The sequence below is a fragment of the Hymenobacter lucidus genome (assembly GCF_020447265.1).
Classification (GTDB): Bacteria; Bacteroidota; Bacteroidia; order Cytophagales; family Hymenobacteraceae; genus Hymenobacter; species Hymenobacter lucidus.
In genome coordinates, this window is the sequence record NZ_JAJADR010000005.1 from 299,474 (window position 1) to 320,956 (window position 21,483).

17 protein-coding genes are annotated in these 21,483 nt (G+C 61.7%); 7 read left to right on the top strand and 10 right to left on the bottom strand.

Translation table 11 applies throughout. The annotated features are described in order from the left end of the window. Positions 1–223: 223 nt before the first annotated feature. The 6 genes from LGH74_RS17510 to LGH74_RS17535 form a co-directional block, all read right to left on the bottom strand. Complete coding sequence (locus tag LGH74_RS17510; protein WP_226177614.1) at positions 224–2,455, bottom strand: xanthine dehydrogenase family protein molybdopterin-binding subunit; 2,232 nt, start codon at positions 2,453–2,455, stop codon at positions 224–226. Then, entirely contained in the window at positions 2,452–3,474 is a 1,023-nt protein-coding gene (locus LGH74_RS17515) for an FAD binding domain-containing protein (RefSeq protein WP_226177616.1), read from the bottom strand. Before LGH74_RS17515 ends, LGH74_RS17510 begins: the two co-directional genes overlap by 4 nt. 4 nt (positions 3,475–3,478) lie before the next feature. After that, on the bottom strand, positions 3,479–4,003 hold the full coding sequence (locus LGH74_RS17520; RefSeq protein ID WP_226177618.1) for a (2Fe-2S)-binding protein: 525 nt from the start codon (positions 4,001–4,003) through the stop codon (positions 3,479–3,481). Between the two features lie 329 nt (positions 4,004–4,332). After that, positions 4,333–4,623 (bottom strand): hypothetical protein, encoded by a 291-nt coding sequence (locus tag LGH74_RS17525; RefSeq protein WP_226177620.1) that lies wholly within the window; start codon positions 4,621–4,623, stop codon positions 4,333–4,335. Between the two features lie 8 nt (positions 4,624–4,631). Then, positions 4,632–5,681 (bottom strand): methyltransferase domain-containing protein, encoded by a 1,050-nt coding sequence (locus tag LGH74_RS17530; RefSeq protein ID WP_226177621.1) that lies wholly within the window; start codon positions 5,679–5,681, stop codon positions 4,632–4,634. A gap of 92 nt (positions 5,682–5,773) precedes the next feature. Next, positions 5,774–6,478 (bottom strand): 2'-5' RNA ligase family protein, encoded by a 705-nt coding sequence (locus LGH74_RS17535; RefSeq protein ID WP_226177622.1) that lies wholly within the window; start codon positions 6,476–6,478, stop codon positions 5,774–5,776. Positions 6,479–6,634: 156 nt separating this feature from the next. On the opposite strand from LGH74_RS17535, the gene LGH74_RS17540 reads away from it, so the two are divergent. The 3 genes from LGH74_RS17540 to LGH74_RS17550 all read left to right on the top strand — a co-directional run bounded on the left by LGH74_RS17540 (position 6,635) and on the right by LGH74_RS17550 (position 9,485). Then, positions 6,635–7,585, top strand: coding sequence for a 1-phosphofructokinase family hexose kinase (locus LGH74_RS17540; protein WP_226177624.1), 951 nt, complete (start codon positions 6,635–6,637; stop codon positions 7,583–7,585). Positions 7,586–7,633: 48 nt separating this feature from the next. Beyond that, positions 7,634–8,221: a hypothetical protein gene (locus tag LGH74_RS17545; RefSeq protein WP_226177626.1), complete on the top strand. Its 588-nt coding sequence runs from the start codon at positions 7,634–7,636 to the stop codon at positions 8,219–8,221. A gap of 340 nt (positions 8,222–8,561) precedes the next feature. Further along, positions 8,562–9,485 (top strand): manganese catalase family protein, encoded by a 924-nt coding sequence (locus tag LGH74_RS17550; RefSeq protein ID WP_226177628.1) that lies wholly within the window; start codon positions 8,562–8,564, stop codon positions 9,483–9,485. A 131-nt stretch (positions 9,486–9,616) separates the two neighbouring features. Here LGH74_RS17550 and LGH74_RS17555 read toward each other — a convergent pair whose 3' ends face one another. After that, a complete protein-coding gene (locus LGH74_RS17555; RefSeq protein ID WP_226177630.1) occupies positions 9,617–11,356 on the bottom strand; it encodes a tetratricopeptide repeat protein in 1,740 nt (579 codons plus the stop codon). Between the two features lie 300 nt (positions 11,357–11,656). Here LGH74_RS17555 and LGH74_RS17560 point away from each other — a divergent pair, with 300 nt between their 5' ends. The 3 genes from LGH74_RS17560 to LGH74_RS17570 all read left to right on the top strand — a co-directional run bounded on the left by LGH74_RS17560 (position 11,657) and on the right by LGH74_RS17570 (position 15,742). Next, complete coding sequence (locus LGH74_RS17560) at positions 11,657–12,448, top strand: SDR family NAD(P)-dependent oxidoreductase (RefSeq protein ID WP_226177632.1); 792 nt, start codon at positions 11,657–11,659, stop codon at positions 12,446–12,448. A gap of 207 nt (positions 12,449–12,655) precedes the next feature. Continuing rightward, positions 12,656–13,228 (top strand): hypothetical protein, encoded by a 573-nt coding sequence (locus LGH74_RS17565; protein WP_226177633.1) that lies wholly within the window; start codon positions 12,656–12,658, stop codon positions 13,226–13,228. A gap of 303 nt (positions 13,229–13,531) precedes the next feature. Continuing rightward, complete coding sequence (locus tag LGH74_RS17570; protein WP_226177634.1) at positions 13,532–15,742, top strand: Ig-like domain-containing protein; 2,211 nt, start codon at positions 13,532–13,534, stop codon at positions 15,740–15,742. A gap of 80 nt (positions 15,743–15,822) precedes the next feature. Here LGH74_RS17570 and LGH74_RS17575 read toward each other — a convergent pair whose 3' ends face one another. Beyond that, positions 15,823–16,257 (bottom strand): carboxymuconolactone decarboxylase family protein, encoded by a 435-nt coding sequence (locus LGH74_RS17575; protein ID WP_226177635.1) that lies wholly within the window; start codon positions 16,255–16,257, stop codon positions 15,823–15,825. 92 nt (positions 16,258–16,349) lie between these two features. Further along, positions 16,350–16,928 carry a Crp/Fnr family transcriptional regulator gene (locus LGH74_RS17580; RefSeq protein ID WP_226177636.1) on the bottom strand — a complete coding sequence of 193 codons (579 nt, stop codon included), beginning with the start codon at positions 16,926–16,928 and terminating at the stop codon, positions 16,350–16,352. A gap of 188 nt (positions 16,929–17,116) precedes the next feature. Here LGH74_RS17580 and LGH74_RS17585 point away from each other — a divergent pair, with 188 nt between their 5' ends. Further along, the gene (locus tag LGH74_RS17585; protein ID WP_226177637.1) at positions 17,117–18,151 is read left to right on the top strand and encodes a Vgb family protein; all 1,035 of its coding nucleotides are present in this window, start codon (positions 17,117–17,119) and stop codon (positions 18,149–18,151) included. A gap of 146 nt (positions 18,152–18,297) precedes the next feature. Here LGH74_RS17585 and LGH74_RS17590 read toward each other — a convergent pair whose 3' ends face one another. Further along, on the bottom strand, positions 18,298–21,018 hold the full coding sequence (locus tag LGH74_RS17590; RefSeq protein ID WP_226177638.1) for a T9SS type B sorting domain-containing protein: 2,721 nt from the start codon (positions 21,016–21,018) through the stop codon (positions 18,298–18,300). Positions 21,019–21,483 lie beyond the last annotated feature (465 nt).

The following is a 21,483-nucleotide window of genomic DNA, read 5'->3' on the forward strand; positions in this document are numbered from 1 at the left end:
GTCACCTGAAATTCAGTTGATATTAGCTTCTATGAATCTGAAAATTGGATTACTGAACAAAGGCCAAACGGCACAAGCTCATACAGAGGCGAGTTGAAGCTACTTTTGGAACGAACTGTTAAATAACCAGTAGCTAGGCGCATTCGTCCATAAGCATTAACAGCAACGCCCCGAAACCACTCAGGTTCCGGGGCGTTGCTGTTAATGCTTCGGCAGCACGCAGCTACAGCAGCTTATCAATCGAGACGGGCAGGTTGCGGATGCGCTTGCCGGTGGCGTGGTACACGGCGTTGGCAATAGCGGCGGCTACGCCCAACAGGCCCACTTCGCCGAGGCCTTTGATGCCCAGCGGGTTTACCTTGTCGTCTTCCTCCTCCACGAAAATCACCTCGATGTCGTGAATGTCGGCACACACGGGAACGTGGTACTCGGAGAGGTTGTGGTTCATGTAGCGGCCGAAGCCGTGGTCCATAACGGTTTCTTCCATCATAGCCATGCTGATGCCCCACACCACCGAGCCCAGCACCTGACTACGGGCCGTTTTGGGGTTCAGGATGCGGCCGGCGGCCACGGCATTCACCACCCGCGTGACATGCACCGTGCCCAGCTCGGGGTCTACTTTTACTTCGGCAAACACCGCGTTGTGGGCGTGCAGGGAATGCGTCAGCTGGCTGGCGGGGTTGGGCATCATCGTATTTTCGACGGTCAGCTCCTTTTCCCCGCTGGCGGGCAGAACGTCGCGGATAACGACGGCCTGGGTAGGGTCGGCATTCAGCCGAATCTGGCCGTTGACGAACTGTACGTCTTCGTAGCTGGCATCCTTGAGCGGGCTGCCGGCCATTTTCTGGGCCAGCTTCAGCAGCTTCTCGCCCAGCTTATCACAGGTTTCCTTCACGGCATTGCCTACGGAGGCAGCCGTCCAGGAGCCACCCTGCAGCGGCGCTTCGGGCAGTGTGGTATCGCCGAGGGTGAAGGTAACAGCCTCCAGGGGCAAGCCCAGGGTTTCGGCCGCAATCTGGGTGATGATGGTGTAGGTGCCCGTACCAATGTCGTTGGCTCCGCTCAGCACGTTCAGGTGACCATCGGCCGTGAGCGTGACCTTGGCCGCGCACTTCTGAATGCTGGCATCCCAGACGCCGCCGCCCATGCCCCAGCCCACCAGCATGTTGCCGTCGCGCATGGAGCGGGGCTCAGGATTGCGCTTGTCCCAGCCGAATTTGGCCGCGCCCTCGTGGTAGCACTCGCGCAGCTTCTTGCTCGAAAAGGGCTTGTCGGCGTTCTGGTCGCGCTCGGCGTAGTTGCGCAGCCGGAATTCCAGCGGGTCAAGGCCGGCGGCGTAGGCCATTTCGTCCATGGCAATTTCCAGGGCAAAAGAGCCGGTAGCCGCGCCCGGAGCTCGCATGTCCTGGGGCGTATACACGTCGAGCTTGGCCAACTGGTAGGTCAGCTTCACGTTGTCGCACTGGTAGAGCATGCCCGACCAGTTGACCACGTTTTCGGTGTAATCCTCAAACTGCGACGTTTCGTGCAGGGCGTGGTGGTGCAGGGCGGCCAGGGTGCCGTCGGCGTTGGTGCCCAGCTCTACGTACTGCAGCGTGTGGGGCCGGTGGCCAAAGCTGAACATTTGCTGGCGCGTGAGCGAAACCCGCACCGAGCGTTTCAGCTCCAACGAGGCCAGCACAGCCATAAAGAGCTGGTACTGGGGCCGCAGGCCCGAGCCGAAGCCGCCGCCGGTGTATTTGGATATCACCTGCGCGTCGTCCTTGCTCAGCCCAAATACCTTTGTGACGTACTGCTGGGAGTTGAAAGCACCCTGCGTTTTGTCGTAGATCTTGAGCTTTTTGTCGCCGAGCCACTCCACGGTGCTGGCAAACATTTCCATCGGGTTGTGGTGCTGCGTGAGGTGAATATATTCGCCCTCTACCTTGTGCACGGCGTTTTTCAGTGCCTCATTCGGGTTGCCGCGGGGCTTGGGCGGCGGTACCCAGCCGGTTTTGCCCCGGCCGGGCTCGAAACCGTCGTCGCGCTTGGTTTCCAGGTCGGTATCGTGCGGGGCCACGTCGTAGTCGATGCGCAGCAGGGAAGCGGCGTAGCGGGCCAGCTCGAAGGTTTCGGCAATGACGACGGCCACCGGCTGCTGGCTGTATTTCACCTCGGCGCCCTGCAGGGGTCGGAAGGGCGAGCCACCGGGAGCCACGTCATCCTTGTAGCTGCGGTCGAACCAAGCTAGGGACGGCACATTTTCGTGGGAGAAAACCTGCAGCACGCCCGGAATGGCCCGGACTTCGTCGGCGTGAATCTTCGTGATTTTGCCCTTGGCAATGGGGCTGCTGACGACGTAGCCGTAGGCCAGATCGGGCACATTGTACTCGGCCGCATATTTGGCCGCGCCCGTTACTTTGGCCGGACCCTCGACGCGGCTGGTGGGCTTGCCGATATAGTTGGTAGTGCTCATGGATTCGAGTTTTTGAAGGCTTCGGTGGCGTGCTGGGTTCCTTCGGCGGCCTGTTTCAGGGCCCGCACGATGGCGCGCTTGGCCAGCTCAATCTTGAAAGTATTGTGGCCGTAGCCTTTGGCATCCTGCAGCACGGCGGCGGCGGCGCGGCGGAAAGTTTCCTCCGTGGCGGGCTGCCCTTTGAGCAGGTTTTCGGCGGCCGAGTCGCGCCAAGGCTTGTGGGCCACGCCCCCCAGGGCCAGCCGGGCCTCCTTTATCGTGTTGCCCTCCAGCTGCAACGCCGCCGCTACCGACACCAGCGCGAAGGCGTAGCTCGTCCGGTCGCGCAGCTTGAGGTAGCTGAAGTTCTGGCTGAAATCCTCGTTGGGCAGGTCAATGGCCGTCACGATTTCGTCGGGGGCCAGGGTGTTGTCGAACTGGGGTTGGTCTTCGGGCAGGCGGTGAAAATCGGCAAACTGCACCGTCCGCTCGCCGTTTTTGCCGGTTACGCGCACCGTGGCGTTCAGGGCGGCCAGGGCCACGCACATATCCGAAGGGTGCGTAGCAATACAGCTCTCACTGGTGCCCAGAATGGCGTGAATCCGGTTGTAGCCGCCAATGGCCGAGCAGCCCGAGCCGGGCTCCCGCTTGTTGCAGGGCGTGGCCAGGTCGTAGAAGTAGTAGCAGCGGGTGCGCTGAAACAGATTGCCGCCGTCGGTGGCCATGTTGCGCAGTTGGGGCGAGGCCCCGGCCAGAATGGCCTGACTCAGCAGCGGGTAGCGCTTCTCCACTTCGGGGTGCCAGGCGGTGTCGGCGTTGGTAGCCAGGGCGCCCAGCCTCAGCCCGCCTTCGGGGGTACTGTCGATGGTGGTAAGCGGCAGGGTGTTGATATCGACCAGCCGAGTGGGCCGCTCGATATTTTCCTTCATCAGGTCGAGCAGGTTGGTGCCGCCGGCAATAAACTTGACGCCGTCGTCGGCCGATTTTTCGCGCACGGCCGCGTCCACGGCCGTGGCGCGGGTATAGGTAAAGCTATTCATAGAGCTAGGCTTTGGGCGTGTTCAGCACTTCCTCAATGGCCGCCACGATATTGGTGTAGGCCCCGCAGCGGCAGATATTGCCGCTCATCAGCTCCCGGATTTCGGCCGTGGTTTTGGCCTTGCCCTCGGTGAGCAGCGCGGCAGCCGAGCAGATTTGGCCGGGCGTGCAATAGCCGCACTGGAAGGCGTCATGGTCGATGAAGGCTTGCTGCAGCGGGTGCAGCTTTTCCTCGGTGCCGAGGCCCTCAATGGTCGTTATGTCGGCGCCTTCCTTCATCACGGCCAGCGTGAGGCAGGAATTGATGCGCTTGCCATCGACGAGCACGGTGCAGGCGCCGCACTGGCCATGGTCGCAGCCTTTCTTGGTGCCGGTCAGGTCGAGGTATTCGCGCAGGGCGTCGAGCAGGGTGGTCCAGGGCGCAATCTGCAGTTGCCGCTCCACCCCGTTGATTTTCAGCGTAACAGTGCCGACGGGGGCTAGGGCAATAGCCGGGGGCCCCAGGGGAGCCTGGGTTGTGGATGTACTCATAAACAGCACAGATAATGAGGTGAAAGAATCAGGGGCGGTAGTAGCCCGGCGCTAAGTGGCCGGGCGGGACGGTAGCTGGCAGGCACCGTCCATTTCATACGCCCCAAGCTGGGCTGGTGTTATAGCCAGAATGATTCTTTTCCCTGTTTTAGTCTTATCAATAATCAGTATAAGTAAGCGCTGGGCTGGTTTGCCGACTCAACAGTTTAATCAAGCTCAACCGTAAGCACCCGTAACCGGGGCGGTACGGGCCGTCGAAGTGCCCGCCGTGGTACGGGCTAGGCGGCGCTGGGCATTTGTATGCAATGCAAAATCCAACCGGGTGATACTTAACGCCTACTGCGTCTGCCCGCCCGGTTGAGTTTTGTGTTAGCTACTGCCCGGCGCCGTTGCGCGGCCGCTCTTTTGGAAAGCAAAATAATCAGCAGCGGCACGGCCGCGCAGCAATACAGCAGCCACACCGGACTCTGGGCTACCTGCGCCGGCTGGTCGTGGTCCGTTACCAGCACCGCGCTTCGGCCCCGCAGCTGGCCCACCAGCCCGCTGGCAAACAGAAACAGGCTCAGCGCCACCATTACCTTGCTACCGTGCCGGTCGAGCCACTCCCGGGTCTTTTGCATAGCCAACGCTAACAGCCGCAGGAAGCCGCCGCAGTTTCGCCGGGAGCCTCGCTGACCGGGGCCGGGCCGCAGGGAAACAGGCCAAAATGCCGCTCCTTGGTACCATCGACGCGGAAGTAGACGGCAAAGCGGGTTTGGCTGAGCATATCGGCCGTGTTGCCGCACACGAGCATGGGCCGGCCGGTTTCGAAGTAGTGGTGGTCGTCGAGGGTGAAGCCGTTGGGCTCGTCGGGGGCGGTGCCGAGGTAGGTGGCTACCTGGCCGTAATCTTCGCACTGGTCTTCCAGATCGAGCTTGAAGGCGCGCACCGTGAGCGAGTAGAACTTGATGTTGCCTACTTTCTGCTCAATCTCGGCATTGTCGATGGTGAGGCGGCGCTGGGCAGTGAGGCGGTAGTCGTGCACGCCCAATTCACGCAGCAGGCGGCGGAAATCCTCGGTGTATAGAGCCCCGCTCAGGCACTCGCCGTACAGCACTGGGTCGTGGCGCAGGGCCTGCGGAATGCGGCGGTCGGCGAATACGTCGGCAATGAACAGCTCCCCGCCGGGCTTGAGTACCCGAAAAATCTCGCGGTAGGTGGCGGCTTTGTCGGTGCTCAGGTTCAGCACGCAGTTGCTTACTACCAGGTCCACGCTGTTGTCGGCCAAGCCGGCGGTGCGCAGGTCTTCGATGAAGCCGTGGCGGAATTCCACGTTGGGTTGCTGGTAGCCAAACCGCTCGGTGTGGGCCGCTATGTGGCGCCGAGCCACGGCGAGCTGCTCCTCGGTCATATCCACGCCGATAACGTGGCCGTCTTCACCCACTAGCTTCGAGAGCAGAAACGCGTCGCGTCCACTGCCCGAGCCCAGGTCGAGCACGGTGAGGCCCTGCACGGCCGAGGGCACGCACACGCCGCAGCCGTAGTATTTCTCCAGCACTTCGGGCTCCAGTTGGGCCAGGATTCGCTTGTGGGCAGCCGGAATGTCGTCGGTGCAACAGGCGTTGGTTTTTAGGTCCTGACTGGTGCGCAACTGCGTGCCGTAGTAATTCTGAACCTGTTCCTGAATCTCGTTTTCCATAGTCAAAGGTAGTGGCCGCTCCGTAATTAGGAGCGGCAGTCAGGAAAGCCGCATGAGGTAGTTTTGGTTCTGAATCAGGCGCAAATAAGGCTTCAATCGGCCGGCTGCCGGTTGTGGCCCAGTGCGTACTTTTCCAGCAGCACCGTGTGGGCGGCCCGCTGGTACCAATCGTTGTAGACCAGCTCCACGGTATTCACCGCAAAAGAGCCGATAAACTGGTGCTGGTAGTGGCCAAGGAGCTCCACCACGCCGGCCGGATTGCGCAGGGGCCGGCGGAAGCGGATCAGGGTGGAATGCGCGGTCTGGATGCTGTAGCGCTGGTCGATGGACTGCGGCAGGGCCGAGTGCCGGAAAAACTGCCGCGTGTTGTCGCGCATCTGCTGCAAGCCGGCGTCTTCCGGGAAGCCTTGCGCGATAATACCCCCCGGTGAGGCCGTGAGGCCGGAATAGGTGATAGTGAACGGGCGGCTGGTCTGCAGAATCTGGCGGACGGCCGCGCGGTAGTTGGCTGGGTTAATCTGGGCCAGTGTGAAGCCGGGGTAGCAGGAAATAACCGCCAGAATGGTGAGGTGAATATCGGTAGCGGGATAGTAGTACTGCTCGGGCTCTAGGCGGCGAAAATCGTCCATAAGAGCTTCCAAAGCGGCAATAATAGATGCGGGTGGCCGGGTGAGCAGCGTAACTCCGCGGCGCGTATCGTGGCCCGAGTCGAGCTGAATATCCAACTCAGCGTCACCTCGCAACAAGTGGCGGACGGCCTTGGTCCGCATGGCGGCGTAATAATCCTGCAGCGTCATATTGGAAGCAAAAACCACGGGCGAATCGGGGGCAATATAATCCGGGAGCCGGATTGGACTACCGCCTTGCCGGGGCGCGGGGCGCAACCAAGCCAGCTCCTCGCAGTACACGCTACTGGCCTGCTGCTGGCCGGTCTTCTCCTAATGCCGCTACCTATGAACAACATCGTCACGCTGACTCTGAACCCGACCGTCGATAAAAGCACCACCGCCGACCAGATTATTCCCGACCAGAAGCTGCGGTGCGCCGCGCCCAAGTTTGAGCCCGGCGGGGGCGGCATCAACGTATCGAGGGCGCTGAAGCGGCTGGGGGCCGATTCGCTGGCCGTGTTTCCGGTGGGCGGCCCCACCGGCACGCTGCTGCGGGAGCTGCTCACTCAGGAGCAGATCCGGCAGGCCCCGGTGGAAACCGTGAGCCGCACCCGCGAGAATTTTATCGTGGTCGATGCCTCTACCGGGCAGCAGTACCGCTTCGGCATGCCCGGCACACCGCTGGCCCCCGAGGAGCAGCAGCAGATTCTGACCACGCTCAAAAGCCTGCCGACAGTGCCCGATTTCCTGGTTATCAGCGGCAGCCTGCCGCCCGGCGTTGAGCCCGAGTTCCTGGTCCGGATTGCGCGGGCCGCCAAGGAACTGGGCGTGAAAGTGGTGGCCGATACCTCGGGCCCGGCCCTGCAGCAGCTTTTGGCCGAAGGCGTGTACCTGGCCAAGCCCAACGTGGGCGAGCTAAGCAAAATGGCCGGCGTAGATGAGCTCGACAACGAAGCCGTGGCCGCCGCAGCCCGCAAGCTGGTGCAGGAAGGCAAGTGCGACATCGTGGTGGTGTCGCTCGGGCCGCAGGGCGCCTGCGTAGTCAGCCGCGACTTCGTGGACCATATTCCGGCTCCGGCCGTGAAGAAGCGCAGCACCGTGGGCGCCGGCGACAGTATGGTGGCCGGCCTGGTGTATGGGCTGGCCACTGGCCTCTCGGTGCGCGAAACCGGGCGGTTGGGCGTGGCCTGCGGCACGGCGGCCACCATGAATCCTGGCACCGAGCTGTTTCGCAAAGAGGATGTAGACCGGCTCTACCGCTGGCTGTTGCAGGCGGCCCCGGGCCTAGCGGCCTAATTCTGCGCCTTACTCATTCCTATTCTTTCACTCGCAAAACCACACTTCATGGACACTATTCGCACATTTTCTGCCAATACAGAAGATGCTCTCTGGCAACAGGTACTGGCCGACATGGCCTATCAGAAAGACGACTGGGAATATACCGCCGACTTGGACCAGGCGGGCTACCGAACCCGGTTCAGCATTGAAATCGACCTGGGCGGCGGCTTTGAAAGCGGCATTGAGCTGACCACTTTCACGGCCATTGTACCGCGGCGTATTCCCTTCCGGTTTGCCCTGCACGAGCAGGACTGGATGCACAAAATGGGGAAATTGCTGGGCCTAACGGACGTGGAACTGGGCGACCCGGAAATAGATGCGGCGTATATCATTACCACTAATGACCCTGCCACGCTCCATGATTTGCTGGCCGACGAAACGCTGCGGCAGACCCTGCTGCGCTATCAGGAGCTGCGCCTCGACCTGGCACCCGAGAGCGAAATGCCCGAATCGGACGTGCTGTTAACGTTTACCAAAGAAGCCGCTATTACCGACCCCGAGCAGCTCCGGGAAATCTACCATCTGTTTTACTCCATTCTGCGGCGGGTAATGACGCTACCGGCCACGCTGCCCAACCTGGAGCAGCAGCTTTAGAAACTCCTGCTGCCAAAGATCCTGCCGGGGGAGCTGTCAGCCTTCAGAAACTAAGTTGCGCAAATGACTATGTAGCCGCGGTTTTACAAAAGGCTGCTTTAGCTACCAATGACTAAATCTCATATTAACAACTAAAAGTCAGATAGTTAACCCTTAAAATCGCGACTTATTTTACTGTCGAGCCGCCAAATTCTATACGGTCAGACCGTTTACTATTGCCGTAAGCCTAAGCGGTAGTGCATCCTGCTCCGGGGTTGGTGCTGCCGCTTGGGTTGTCGGACCTGGCTTTTCGGGCTTGGTGGGCAAGCCATATTCCGCGCCACCATTTATCCTAAAAGCTATGATTCTTCGTCTCGATGAGTTGGCACTTGATCTGCCCAAACCCAAGAACCCTTCGGCCAATGATGCCGCTGCTATCCAGGAACTGCTGGGTGGCAAATTCGGGGAAATGAGCACGCTGATGAACTATACGTTCCAGTCGTTCAATTTCCGGGGCCGCGACCGGCTACGGCCATTCTACGCGCTTACGTCGGCCATTGCCGCCGAGGAATATTCACATATCGAGGCCGTCAGCTACGCCATCAATCTGCTGCTGACCGGCGTGAGCCAGCGCGGTACTGACCCTGTACCCGGCCCGCTGGCCGGGGCCGCCGATGCTCGCAACACCTACCATTTTTTATCCAGCGGCCAGGCCGCCCTCCCCTTCGACTCGATGGGCAACCCCTGGACGGGTCAGTACGTGAACAGCTCGGGCAACCTGCGCCTCGACCTGCTGCACAACTTCTTCCTCGAATGCGGAGCCCGGGCCAACAAAATCAGGGCCTACGAAACTGTGACAGACCCTTGTGCCCGCACTATGGTGGGCTACCTGCTGGTGCGCGGCGGCCTGCACGTGTATGCCTATGCCAAAGCCCTGGAAGTTATTACGGGTGTCGATGTGAAGAAGATAATGCCGGTGCCGCCGCTGTCGAATGCCAAATTCCCGGAAGCCGTCAAGTTTATGCAGCACGGCCTGCACCGCCAGCTCTACACCTTCTCGCCCAATGCCTATAAGGAAGCCGGCCTGATCTGGAACGGCAACCACCCGGAAGACGGCTCGAAGCTAGAAGTAATTGAAGGCGCTATCAAAGGCGTGCCCTACCCCGTGCTGGAAGAGGAGCCGCAGCTCAACTCGCCCGGTGAGGATGATTTCGACCCTGAAATGTTCAAGGACATTGCCAAGAAGCTGGGGCTGTCTAATGAATGGAAGCAGCGCCACGGCTAACCACCGCTCCTGACCTGAACCCTAACAAACCGGGTCCGCTTCTGACGAGGCGGACCCGGTTTGTTACTAGGCAAAACCAGCTATTGAGAGAAGGACTACCGCTGCTGAAAAGCTGGCGTGAATGACGCCACTTACGGCACCACGGAGGCTACCAGCTTCGTATCGGCGTAGCGCCAAGCAGCATCCAGGGCGGGCTTGGTTTGCTGGGCTTTGGCCGAGTTGCCGCTGGCTCGGTAGGCCTCATACAACCCCGACAGCGCCCAGCCGTTGCGGGGCAGCCGCTCCAGGTCCTGCTGGTACACGGCTACAGCCTCGTTGTAGCGGCGGGCCGCCAGCAGCACCGCACCCAGCTGGTGACGCACCGAGAAAAACCAGTCCGGCGGTTCGTCGTAGCGCAGCTGGTCTTCCAGGGCTACAGCTTCGCGCAGCACCGCAATGCTTTCGGCGTACTTGCCCTCCTGTTGCCAAATGGCGCCCTGCAGCTCGCGCCAAGCAATGTCGGTGAGGGTGCGCATGGGGTTGATACCGAAGAGAATACCCTGCAAAGCGGCCGTATCCCGAATTACCATCCGCAGCCGCGCCAGCTCCTGCCGGGCGGCGGGCAGGTTGTTTTTGCCCACCCAGGCCCGCCCCCGGGCATAGTGTCGGATGGCCTCCGGATATACCATCGTGGTATCGAAGTTCTTCATGGCCAGCACCTCGTTCCAGCGCCCGAACTTTACGGCTACGTTGTAGGGCGTGGTGTACAGATGCTGAGCAGAAGGGCCCAGCATCGGGTCTTTCATCAGGAGCTTGTTTACGTAGGCGGCCAGCTTGCGGGCCCCGCGCAAGGCCAGTGCCTGATTGCCTTCCAGCGTAGCCGTGGCCGTCAGGAAGTGGTAGTTGTGGGGATGGTAGCCCAGCGGATACATGCCCTGGGCGTGGCAGGCGGCCATGTAGTTGCTGTCGGCCTGCAGAGCCTGCTGGTTGGCCAGGGTGCCCTCGTGGTAAGCGCCGGTCCGGATGTAGGTGTGGGAGGGCATGTGCAGCAAATGCCCGGCCCCCGGCACCAAGTGGGCCAGCAGCTGCGCACTTTTAGTGGCTGCCTCGGGGTGTTTCGAGGCTTCAGTGGCGTGAATGTAGAAGTGGTTGGCCCCGGCGTGGTCGGGCGTGCCGCGCAGCACCTGCTCCAGCGCGCCTACCACTTCGGCCGTCCAGGGCTGGGGCTGGCCATTTTTCTGCCAAATATCCCAGGGGTGCAGGTTCATCACGGCCTCGGCATACATGGCCCCAATGTCGGGGTCGGTAGGATATTGCTGATACACGGCTTTTAGTGCTTTGGCGTAGGCTTGGTCGTAGGGGCTGCGGTCGGCTACCGGCGTGGGCGGGTAGCGCGTGGCCAGGGCCGCAATGAGGGCCTGTTCCTTGGGCGTGGCTTTGGCGGCCAGGTGCTGGGCCTGCCGCACGGCCCGGTAGGCCCGGCTGAAATTGTCGGGCTCCATGCCCGCGTTGTAGTTGGGTCCCAGCACGTAGCTATAGCCCCAGTAACACATGGCGCAGGTCGAGTCCTGGCGGGTGGCTTCGTAGAATGAGCGGGCTGCCTCGGCGTGGTTGAAGCCGTAGGCCAACATCAGCCCCTGTCGGAAATAGGCCAGCGCCGCGGGGCTGGTGGTGGAAATAGCCAGCGTAACACCCGCCAGCCCCGGCAGCAGCGGCGCTTTGCGGCCCGACAGATACCAGGAAGTATCGGCCAGCACCGGGGCCTCGCACATGGTTACGGAAGCGGGCTGAGCCCGGGCCGGCACGATAGTGCTGGTAGTAGCTGCTGGTTGCGGCCGGGTAGAGCAGCCGGCCAGCAGCAGTAGGGCGCCACCAATAGAATTGATTTTCATGGGAATAACTGAAAAGTATAGTCTACGCCCTGCTCCTGCCGCTTCTTTCAGCCCGGCCCGAGCCTTCCTTTTTCTCCTGCCGCCTGCTGGCAATGCGCCGCTTTTATATAGTTACAAATAAATATAGAAGACTGCAATACTGCTGCCCTGTCGGCGGGGCCCACAAAAGCCGTTGGCCTCAGCTACTCTTTCTGAAACACACTGGTTTTTTACTCCGTTTCTGAGCCACCTTTTCCGAATTAATTTGTCTGTTTATCAGTAAATTACACTACCATCCTCCAACCCTAAACCCTGTCAGCCATGAACAACCAAACTGCCTTGATTACGGGTGCCTCCAGCGGCATCGGCTTCGAGCTGGCCCGCTGCTTTGCCCGCGACGAATACCGTGTGATGCTGGTGGCCCGCCACCTCGATGAGCTGCAGGAAGCGGCCCGCCTGCTGCAACAGGAGTTCTGGGGCGTCGAGGTGCTGCTGCTGCCCTTCGATTTGAGCCGGCCCGAAACTGCCGAGCAGCTCTACGCCGAAACTTCCCGGCGCGGTCTGCAGATTGATGCGCTGGTCAATGACGCCGGCTTCGGCGAAACCGGCTACTTCACCGATACCGACATGCAAACCGAGCTGAACATCATTCAGGTAAACGCTACCTCGCTCGTGCACCTCACCAAGCTGTATCTGCGCGACATGGTGCGGCGCAACGAGGGGCGCATTCTGCAGGTGGGCTCGGTGGCTTCGTTTGCGCCCAGCCCCTGCCAGGCCGTGTATGCCGCCACCAAGGCCTTCGTGCTCAGCTTCACCGAGGCCGTACAGCACGAATTAAAGCAGCAGAAGTCGGCCGTGACGATGACCATTCTCTGCCCGCCGCCGACTGACACCAACTTCTTCCACGTGGCCCACGCCGAAAACACCCGCGCCGCCAGCCACGCCGCCTCGGCCCGCGCCGTGGCCGAGGAAGGCTACGATGCCCTCATGGACGGCGCGGCCCGCTCTCTGCCCACACTCGGGGCCAAGGTCAACTTCTTCTCCAGCCTGCTGCTGCCCGACTCGATGCTGGCCACGCTAATGAACACCCAGCTGCACGCGGCCGAGAAATAAGCCCCTGCTGCGGTAGTGCTTGCCTTTGCGCCTTCCGGCCCCGCCGCCGGAAGGCGCAACTGTTTCCGGGCCGCCGGTTTACAACCACCAATGTGCGGCCGGATGCTTGGCAAAGCGCCGACGCTTGCGTAGCTTATAGTCGTCCTTGGCCTTATCGGCTGATTGGCTATGCTACCTCGGCCCGGCCGATTTTTTCAGCGCCTGTATATGTATCGACTGCTCCTGCTCTGCCTGCTCGCTTTTCCGCTGCGCGGCCACGCCCAATGGGCCGTTACGGAGTGGGTCGAAACGCGCATTGATGAGCACCTGGTGGTGCAGCTGCCCTACGTGACGCTGCCCGACCCCGACACCAAGGCCCCCGGCACGCAGAGCTTCGTTACCGAAACGGAAAGCATTATCCTGCTGGCGGGCAGCGTCGATTTGCGCTACTTGCCCAAGTATAATCCTAACGGAGTCGTTACGCTCGAAACGCTGAATAAGAGCTTCAACCGCCTTATTCGCCACCAGAGCAAGAAACTGAAGAGCGCGGCTTTCAAGATGGAGTCGCAGGGTAACGTCATCTTTGCCAAGACGCCCGCCCGGGCTGTGCGCTACAGCTATCTGGATGAAGTGCGCGAGCAGCCGGCCTACTTCGACATGATTTTCCTCTGGCGCGGTGATACCATTTACCTCTTTGGCTGCGGCTACCGCCTGCCCGAAACCAACGATGCCGTGCAGGACCGCAAGCACTTTCTGCAGTCGGTAGTATTCGACGCGACCCTGCCCGGCAAAGAGCTTTAAACCGCCCTTATGCCGCCACTCTTTGGCGCCACTATCATAGCCTGCCAACAGCTACGCCTTCCGCCCTCGGGCCTGGAAGACGTAGCTGTTTCTAGCCCAAGCCGTCTGCCAGACGGCCCTTGCCGACTGCTGGCAGTATTGAATAAATCCCTATTCAACAATTAGTTGGCAGCGCCAAACTGCGGAGCTTTCGCACATTAATTTGAGCCAAATAACTCATTAACAAGTAATTTACATTACGTTTGTCACATATATGCTTTTTGCATTTTCCAAAAAAGTACTATTGTCCTACTCTTTCCTAAAATGAAAACATCTTCTCTACTCACCTCGTGCCTGCTGCTGGCGGCGCTGCCGTATGCGGGCCTCAGCCACGCCCAACCGCTAGCCACCGCTACCCAGCCAGCCGCGCTACGGGCTCCCGTGGCTGATGTAACGACCACGCTGACGGGCCCTACCACACTGGGCGCGGGTGTTTCGTCGGGCACTTACACCGTTACCTTCACCAACAATGGCCCCGGCGACGCCTTCGACGTAACCCAGAAAGTGGCTCTGCCCGCCGGCGCTACCCTCTCGGTGGCCCAGCGCGCCGCCCTGCCCGGCACGGCCGTGTATAACTCAACTACCAACGTCATCGACTTCGGCAGCGTGGTACTGGCCAAGGACGGCTCGAAGACCTACACGTTCAGCTTTACCTCACCTACTACCCAGGGCACGGGCTTTTTGACCAGCACCGTGGGCACGAGTTCCAACCAGGCTGCCAATAAAGACCCCGACACGGACCGCGTGGACGTGACCATCACGGCCGGTAACTTCTTCGTGGCCAACGACGACAGCAACGAAGTGCCGGCTAACTCGACCAAGACGGGCAACATTATCCTCAACGACCCCAACCCAGCCAACCTGCCCAACAGCGCCTTCAGCGTGCAGCTCGTGACGGGCCCGGCCCACGGCAGCGCCACCATCAATCCCGACGGTAGCTACAGCTACACGCCCAACAGTGGCTACCTCGGACCCGACAGCTTCACTTACCAGATCAATGTGCCATCGGCCACCCCTCCCAGCTCCAACGTGGCGACGGTGAGCCTGAACGTGTATGACGCCAGCCTGGTGTGCCTCAGCGGCACGGGTACTAACCTGCTGGCTAACCCCAGCTTCACGGCCAACAATACGGGCTTCAACTCGGCCTACGGCTACGCCGGCACCGGCGCCACCAGCCTGCAGCCCGAGGGCCTCTACATGGTGGGTTCTGATGCGGCGTCCTACCACAACAATTTCGTCGGCTACGGCCGCACAGGTGCCAACGACAAGTTCATGATTGTGAATGGCTCGGCCGATTTGAGCATCGTGTACTCGCAGACCGTGACGGTGCAACCCAACCGTTACTACACGTTTTCGGCTTACGCTTCCAGCGTAAATACTGGCAATCCGGCTCAGCTCGGCTTTGTTATCAACGGCAAGTCTACGTCGTCGGTAACCACGCTGCCCACCGAGGCCAACGTCTTCGTCCCGATTTCCGACCTCTGGTTTTCGGGCAGCAATACCTCGGCCGTTATTGAAATCCGGGACGTGAACAAGGTGGCCAGCGGCAACGACTTCGGCCTCGACGATATCTACATCGGCACCTGCGCCGTGTCGCTGAGGGTGAATGACGTGCGCAACGCCCGCATGAACAACAAGGCCGCCGCCAACAGCATTTCGGCCCTCAGCGCCACCGTTACCAGCGGTCCGCCGGTGGGCAGCTACACCATCCAGACGCTGCCCGCCGCCGCGGCTGGCGTGCTCTACCTGCGGGGCGCCGCAGTACTACCCGGCCAGATTCTTTCTACCAGCGAAGCCAACCAGCTCACCTTCGACCCGGCCGATGGCTACGTGGGCACTGCCACCTTCACCTACACCGGCTCCGATACCAGCGGCTCGGGCAGCAACAACACTGCTACCTTCACCATTCCGGTGGAAAGCACCCCGCTGCCGGTTGAGCTAACGGCCTTTGCCGCCAAGCTCGTGGGTACCCAGGACGCGCAGCTCATCTGGCGCACCGCTCAGGAGCACAACAACGACCATTTCGACGTGGAGCGCAGCACCGATCAGGAGGCTTTCACAGTGGTAGGCACCGTAGCCGGCCACGGCACCACCACCAGCGCCACCAGCTACACCTACACCGACCGGGGCGTGGGCGCCAGCTTCAGCGGCACCGTGTATTACCGCCTGCGCCAGGTAGATACCGATGGCACCAGCACTTACTCACCCGTACGCTCCGTCAACATCGAAGGCACGCAGGAGCTCTCAGTGTATCCCAACCCCGCCACCGGCCCGGCTACCCTCGACCTGCGCGTGCTACCCGCCGGTAGCTACCAGGTTACGCTCGTTGACGCCGTGGGGCGCCAGCTCCGGAGCACAGCCCTCAGTGGTGGCCAACAGCACCCCTTGTTGCTCGACGGCCTGCCCCGCGGTACTTACGTACTGCTGGTGCGCGGCCCCGGTACCAAGCTCAGCCAGCGTGTGGTGCTGCGGTAAGCCAACAACAGCCGTTCATGCTATAACAAAAAAGCCCTTGCCAGCGTGGCAGGGGCTTTTTTGTGCAAGGACCCGCAACACTACGCCTCCAGCGGCATTTCGGTGCTGATGGCAATCCGGTTCCAGGCATTTATCATCACAATGGCCATTAGGGCCCGCGCCAGCAGGTGCTCGTCAAACAGGGCCGCGGCCTGCTGGTAGGTAGCCGGCGAAACGCCGTGCTGTCCGATGAGCGTTACTTCCTCGGTGAGGGCCAGCAGAGCCTTTTCCTCGGCCGTAAACAGCGTGGTTTCGCGCCAGGCCGACAGCAGATACAGGCGCTGCTCGGTTTCGCCGTCTTTGCGCGCCTCTTTGCTGTGCATATTGAGGCAGAAGGCGCAGCCATTGAGCTGGGAGGCCCGCATTCTTATCAGGTGCCGGTGAGTGGCGCTGAGCCCGGTAGTAGCCAGGTGCTGTTCGATGCCGTACATGAGTTTCCAGGCTTCGGGGTCGGTTTTTTGCAGTTTGAGTCGCATGGTCAACTAGGTTGGTTTAGCGTTGAAGTATGCCTCAAAGGTCGGCCCCGGCCAGCCCGATCTACTTAATCTTGATTAAGAAACGCGGGCTGCTACCGATGCCCCACCCGCGCCCGAATCTTGCTCAAAAACTCGGGTGTAAAGCCCAGGTACGACGCCAGCAAATACTGCGGCACCCGCTGCACAAACTCGGGGTGAGCGTCGTTGAAATGATGGTAGCGCGCCTCCCCCGACAAGCTGTAGAGAAACTTGAACCGGAACAGCGTAGCCGCCGCCACCCGCTGCAGCACCAGCCGAAAATACCGCTCCAGCTGCGGCAGCCGCCCAAACACCTCCTCCTGCACCCCGCACCCGAACACGACTACCATAGTGGGCTCCACGGCCTGAATATTGAACTGGGACGGCTGTTGGGTGTCGAGGCTGGCGTAGTCGGTCTGCCACCAGTTTTCAATGCCGAACTGCACGGTCTGCTCGGTGCCTTTTTCGGTGGTGAGGTAAGTGCGCAGGCAGCCGCGCAGGATAAAATAGTTGGCCCCGCATACCTGCCCTTCAGTTAGCAGCAGTTCTTTGCGGGCCAGCGTCTGCACTGGCAGCTGCGCCACCAGCCACGCCCCCTCGGCTGCCGTCAGCGGTACGTAGCGGGTAATGTGAGCAAGCAGGGGTTGGTGCATGGCAGGCCGGCAAGGCAGCGTTGGGCCACCCTCATGAGCTAAGATACGCGGCCGACGCCAGTACTCTACACTTCGGCCCCAGCCTGCTTTTCGGCGCTGTGGTGGTGCTAATACCGCCCAATTCCCCTATCCTTAGCCTGCTGTTCCCACTTCCGGGGTAGCCTCTTCCCTCTTATTAACTTATGGATATGCCTGCCGATAACCTGCCCGTTACCGCTGAGTCACCCTGCTCCCCGCTCATTACCGAGTACGACCCCTACTGGCAGGGGCCCAACACGGGCTCCACCCACGAGGTGGCCATTACCAAGGATTTCGTGTTTGTGAGCGGGCAGTTGATGGACCAGATAGCCAAGTTCGACCACGCCGGCCAGCTGCTCACTCACTTCAATATGCCCGCCGGTAGCGGCCCCCACGGCCTGCTCATCGACCACGAAGACCAGCTCTGGGTGTCATTGGAGTTTGCCGGCAGTATCGTGCGCCTCGATGAAAACGGCGGCATCACCGACCACATCGACACGACCATTCGGGCCTCCGGCGGCCAGTTTAACCCCGCGCCCCACGGCATCTGCCAGGGCCCCGACGGCAGCATCTGGTTCACGGGCAAGCGCACCAGCACCATCGGCCGCGTCATGCCCGAACAATACGCGGTGCATTTCCAGCTCAACACCCTGGCCGCCCTGCCCATCTTCCTCAGCCCCGGCCCCGACGGCAGCATCTGGGGCACCGAGCTGCTGGGCAGCGCCATTCTGCGCATCAACCCTAACCAGGGCCGGGTGCTGGAATACAAAACGCCCACGCCCAACAGCCGCCCCATCGGCATCATTCCCGACCCGCTGCTGCCCTACATGTGGTTTTCGGAGGAAGCAGGCCGCAAAATCGGGCGTATCAACATGGAAGGCCGCATCCAGGAATTTACCCTGCCCCTGCTCCAGCCCAACCACATCCTGGGCTCCCTCACCTTCGACCTGGAAATGAACCTCTGGGTGCAGGTCTACATCGATACCACGTTGCCCGGCCTGCCCGGCCCCGACTACCTACTCTGCATCGACAAGGCCATCCGCACCAGCACCGACCCCTACCTGTTCGGCGTGGCCCTCACCACCCACAAGGTGCCCAGCTCCCGCGGGATGCTGCACCGCATCAAAACCGACCCGGCGGGCAACCTCTGGTTCACGGAAATGATGACCGATAAGCTGGCCAAAGTAACCCTGAACGCCGGTTAAGCTGCCAGCATGCTGTAGAGACGCAACCTTGCATCTCGTCGTCCGCGCGGTTCATACAACCATTGTTCAACGACGAGGCGCAAGGTTGCGTCTCTACGCTCACTCCCAGACCCTGCATCTAAGGAACTAGTCTCAGTCGTTGCGGCTTACCGAATAACTTCGAGCCAGCCTTTGTACACCGTAGGTTGCCCGGGCCGGGCCAGCAGGTAATAGTAGCGGCCGGGGGCAGTATTCGGGCCCCAGTCGTTGGCGTAGGCCTCGGTCTGGAATACCCGCTTCCCCCAGCGGTTAAACACCTGCAATGACCACGCCCCCTGCAGGCCCGCAATGGCAAAATGCTCGTTGAACTGGTCACCGTTCGGGGTTATTACGTTCGGAATCGTGAGGCAGGTACGGGACTCCGCGCGCAGGCTGGCCGTGCGCATACCGCAACTAGTTTGCAGTTGCAGCACGTAGGTGCCGGCACCCTGGGCCCAGATAGTAGGCGTGGTAGCCCCCGTCGACCAGCGGTAGGTGGCATGGCGCAACAGCGCCTCAGGCAGCAGCGGCTTCAGCAGCAGCCGCTCCCCCTCGCACAGTATAGTGTCGGGGCCCAGGGTGAAGACGGGCAGCTCCGGGGCCATCCGCACATATGTCGTGGCCTGGCTTTGGCACCCGCCCGGGTAGTCCACCGTCACGGTGTAGCTCCCCGTCTGGCGCACGTACACAATAGAGTCGGTTTCGCCCGTGCTCCACCGGTAGCCGCTGGCTCCCGCCTGCGTAGCCCGCAGGCGCACCGGCTGCCCGGCGCACCCCACCGAGTCGCCGCTGAGGCGGGCAGCCGGGGCCGTTACCGTGTGAGTCGCACTCAGGGTGCAGCCCGAGGCGAAAGTGGCCTGCACCGTGTAGCTCCCGGCCTGCGTAATGGGCAGCGTGGCGCTGGTGCCGCCCGTGTTCCAGCGGTAAGCCGTAGCCCCGGGGGCCGTGGCCGTGAGGCTACCTGCCGCCCCGGAGCACAGCTGGGCTGGCCCGGTCACCGCCAACGCCGCCGCCCGCACCACCACCTTGCGGGTAAGCGCGCAGCCCCCGCCGAAGCGGGCCGTGAGAGTGTAGGTGCCGGGCTGACTGATGCTGAGCGCGGCGGTGGTAGCGCCGGTGTTCCAGAGAAAGGACGTGGCCCCGGACGCTACCGCCGTGAGCTGCACCGCCGAGCCGCCACACACCACACTATCCCCCACCAGCTGCACGGCCGGCACGAAAGCCGCTACTGTGTGCTGGGCCGTGCGGGTTTCGCCATTCCCGAAGGTGGCTACTACCGAGTATACGCCGGGCTGAGTGACAGTAATGCTGGCCGTAGAGGCACCCGTGTTCCACCGGTAGCTCTGCACCCCGGCCGAGGCCGCCGCCGTCAGCGTCAGCTGCCCGCCCGCGCACAGCAGGGCTTCGCCGCTGATGCTGGCCGTGAGGGAAGGCCCGGCATCCAGGAGCGTAGCCAGGTAGCCGATGCGGACTTGGGCCGGGCCCGGCACCGGCAGGGCGCTGAACTGCGCCGGGGGCGTCGAGGAGCCCGCCACGTATATCCGGTTCTGAAACCCGGGCAGTACCGCCAAAGCCAGGTCGGTGCCGGGCCCGCCTGCCCGCTGCGCCCAGGCAAAGGAGGCTGAAGAGGGAGTATCGTCCAGGCGGGTTACAAAAATATCGTAGCCGCCCTGACTGGTCAGCTGGTGCGGCCCGAAGGCCGCCGTGCCTTCAAACATCCCTACCAGGCGCACGGAGCCATTCGTGGCAAAATCCACCGCCTGCCCACTGTCACTGCCTGGCCCTCCGGCTTTCACGGCCCAGCCAAACGAGCCTGTCGTACCCAGGTCATTCAGCCGCGTCAGGAAGGCGTCGCTCGACGTGCCGGCGGGGTTGGTATTGGTCAGGGTGTGGGGGCCGAAGGTAGCCGTGGCTCCCGAAAAGCTGCCGGTGGCATAAAAGCCCTGCCCGGCGCGGCCCAGGGTGCTCAGGTAATCGATGCCGGCCCCGCCCGCCTGGTAGGCCCAGGCCGAGGCTACCGGCGCATTGCCTGTTTTCAGAGCCCCCAGAAATACGTCTGGCCCAACTACCGGGCTCGAATGCGTGAGCGTGGTGGTGCCGGTCCGGAGCGTGGGACTGTCAAATTCGCCGCCGTAGTAGATAGCCGTACCCCCGTGCAGTACCGACGTTACCTGCTCCTTACTGCTGCCCGATACTCCCCAGGCCCATGTAAAGTTGCCGGCCGTATCGGTGTCGTTCAACTCGGCCACAAACCCATCGGCTGAACCCGGTATGCCCAGGTTGGCCAGAGTAACCGTGCCCAGCCGGGCCGTGGCGCTGGTGAAAGAGCCACCCACTACCACCTGACGGCCACTCACGCTCAGGCTGTTGATCTGCTCCTGCCCCGGCCCCGCAACCGCCTGCGCCCACTGAAAATAGGGGCTGGTATTGGCATCCGCAATCTTAACCACAAACCCATCGGCCTCGCCCGGACTGCTCGTCTGGGTCAGGCTCCGCGAGCCAAAGGTGGCCGTGGGGCTGTAGAAATGCCCGGCCAAGTACACCTGGTAGCCATTCACCACCAGCGTACCGGCAAACTCGTCGGCGCTGCCCCCAAACCGTGCTGCCCAGGTAAAGCTGTTGGTCGTCATGTTCCACCGGGCCACGAAGCCATCCATGCCGCCGGCGCTGGTCAGCTGCGTACCACCCAGCCGAATGGAGCCCTCAAAAATACCCGCCACCCACACAGTCTGCCAGTCGGCGGCATCAATGGCGGTAATGGTACAGTCGCTGCCGCTCAGCCGCTCTATCGTCGACAGCACCTGCCAAGTAGGTGCCTGCGCCCTAGCCGCCACGCCCGCCAGCAGCATACATACGACCAGTAAAAAACGTGTAAAACGTATCCCCATACCTCTAGTTACCCGGTAAGACTCATCTAATCAGGTGTAAAGATATAGCCTTTTCCGCCGCGCTACCGCAACAAAAGCACGTCGTGTCGAACAGTGTGAGACATCACGCGTGCAATGGTAACTGTCATGCTTTATCTGTCGTCCACGCAGCCGGGGCATCTCTCCCGCGGTGGCACTTAGAAGGTAGCAACCCACGAAACACGGCGGGGCCGAAAAAAATGACCTTCGCCCTCGAACTCTGACGAAGTCATCTGGTGGCTTGCCGAGTGCAAAGCCCGCCACCTCACCCCTTCGGCGAGCCTCTCCCCGAGTGGTTCCGTGGCGCCTGGAGCAGCGGTGAAAAGCCTGACGGGTCCGATAACGCCCGGTAGCCCAACGGCCAACGCGGGTTCAGCATGCCGCGCATCAAATGGCGACGTAACGCGT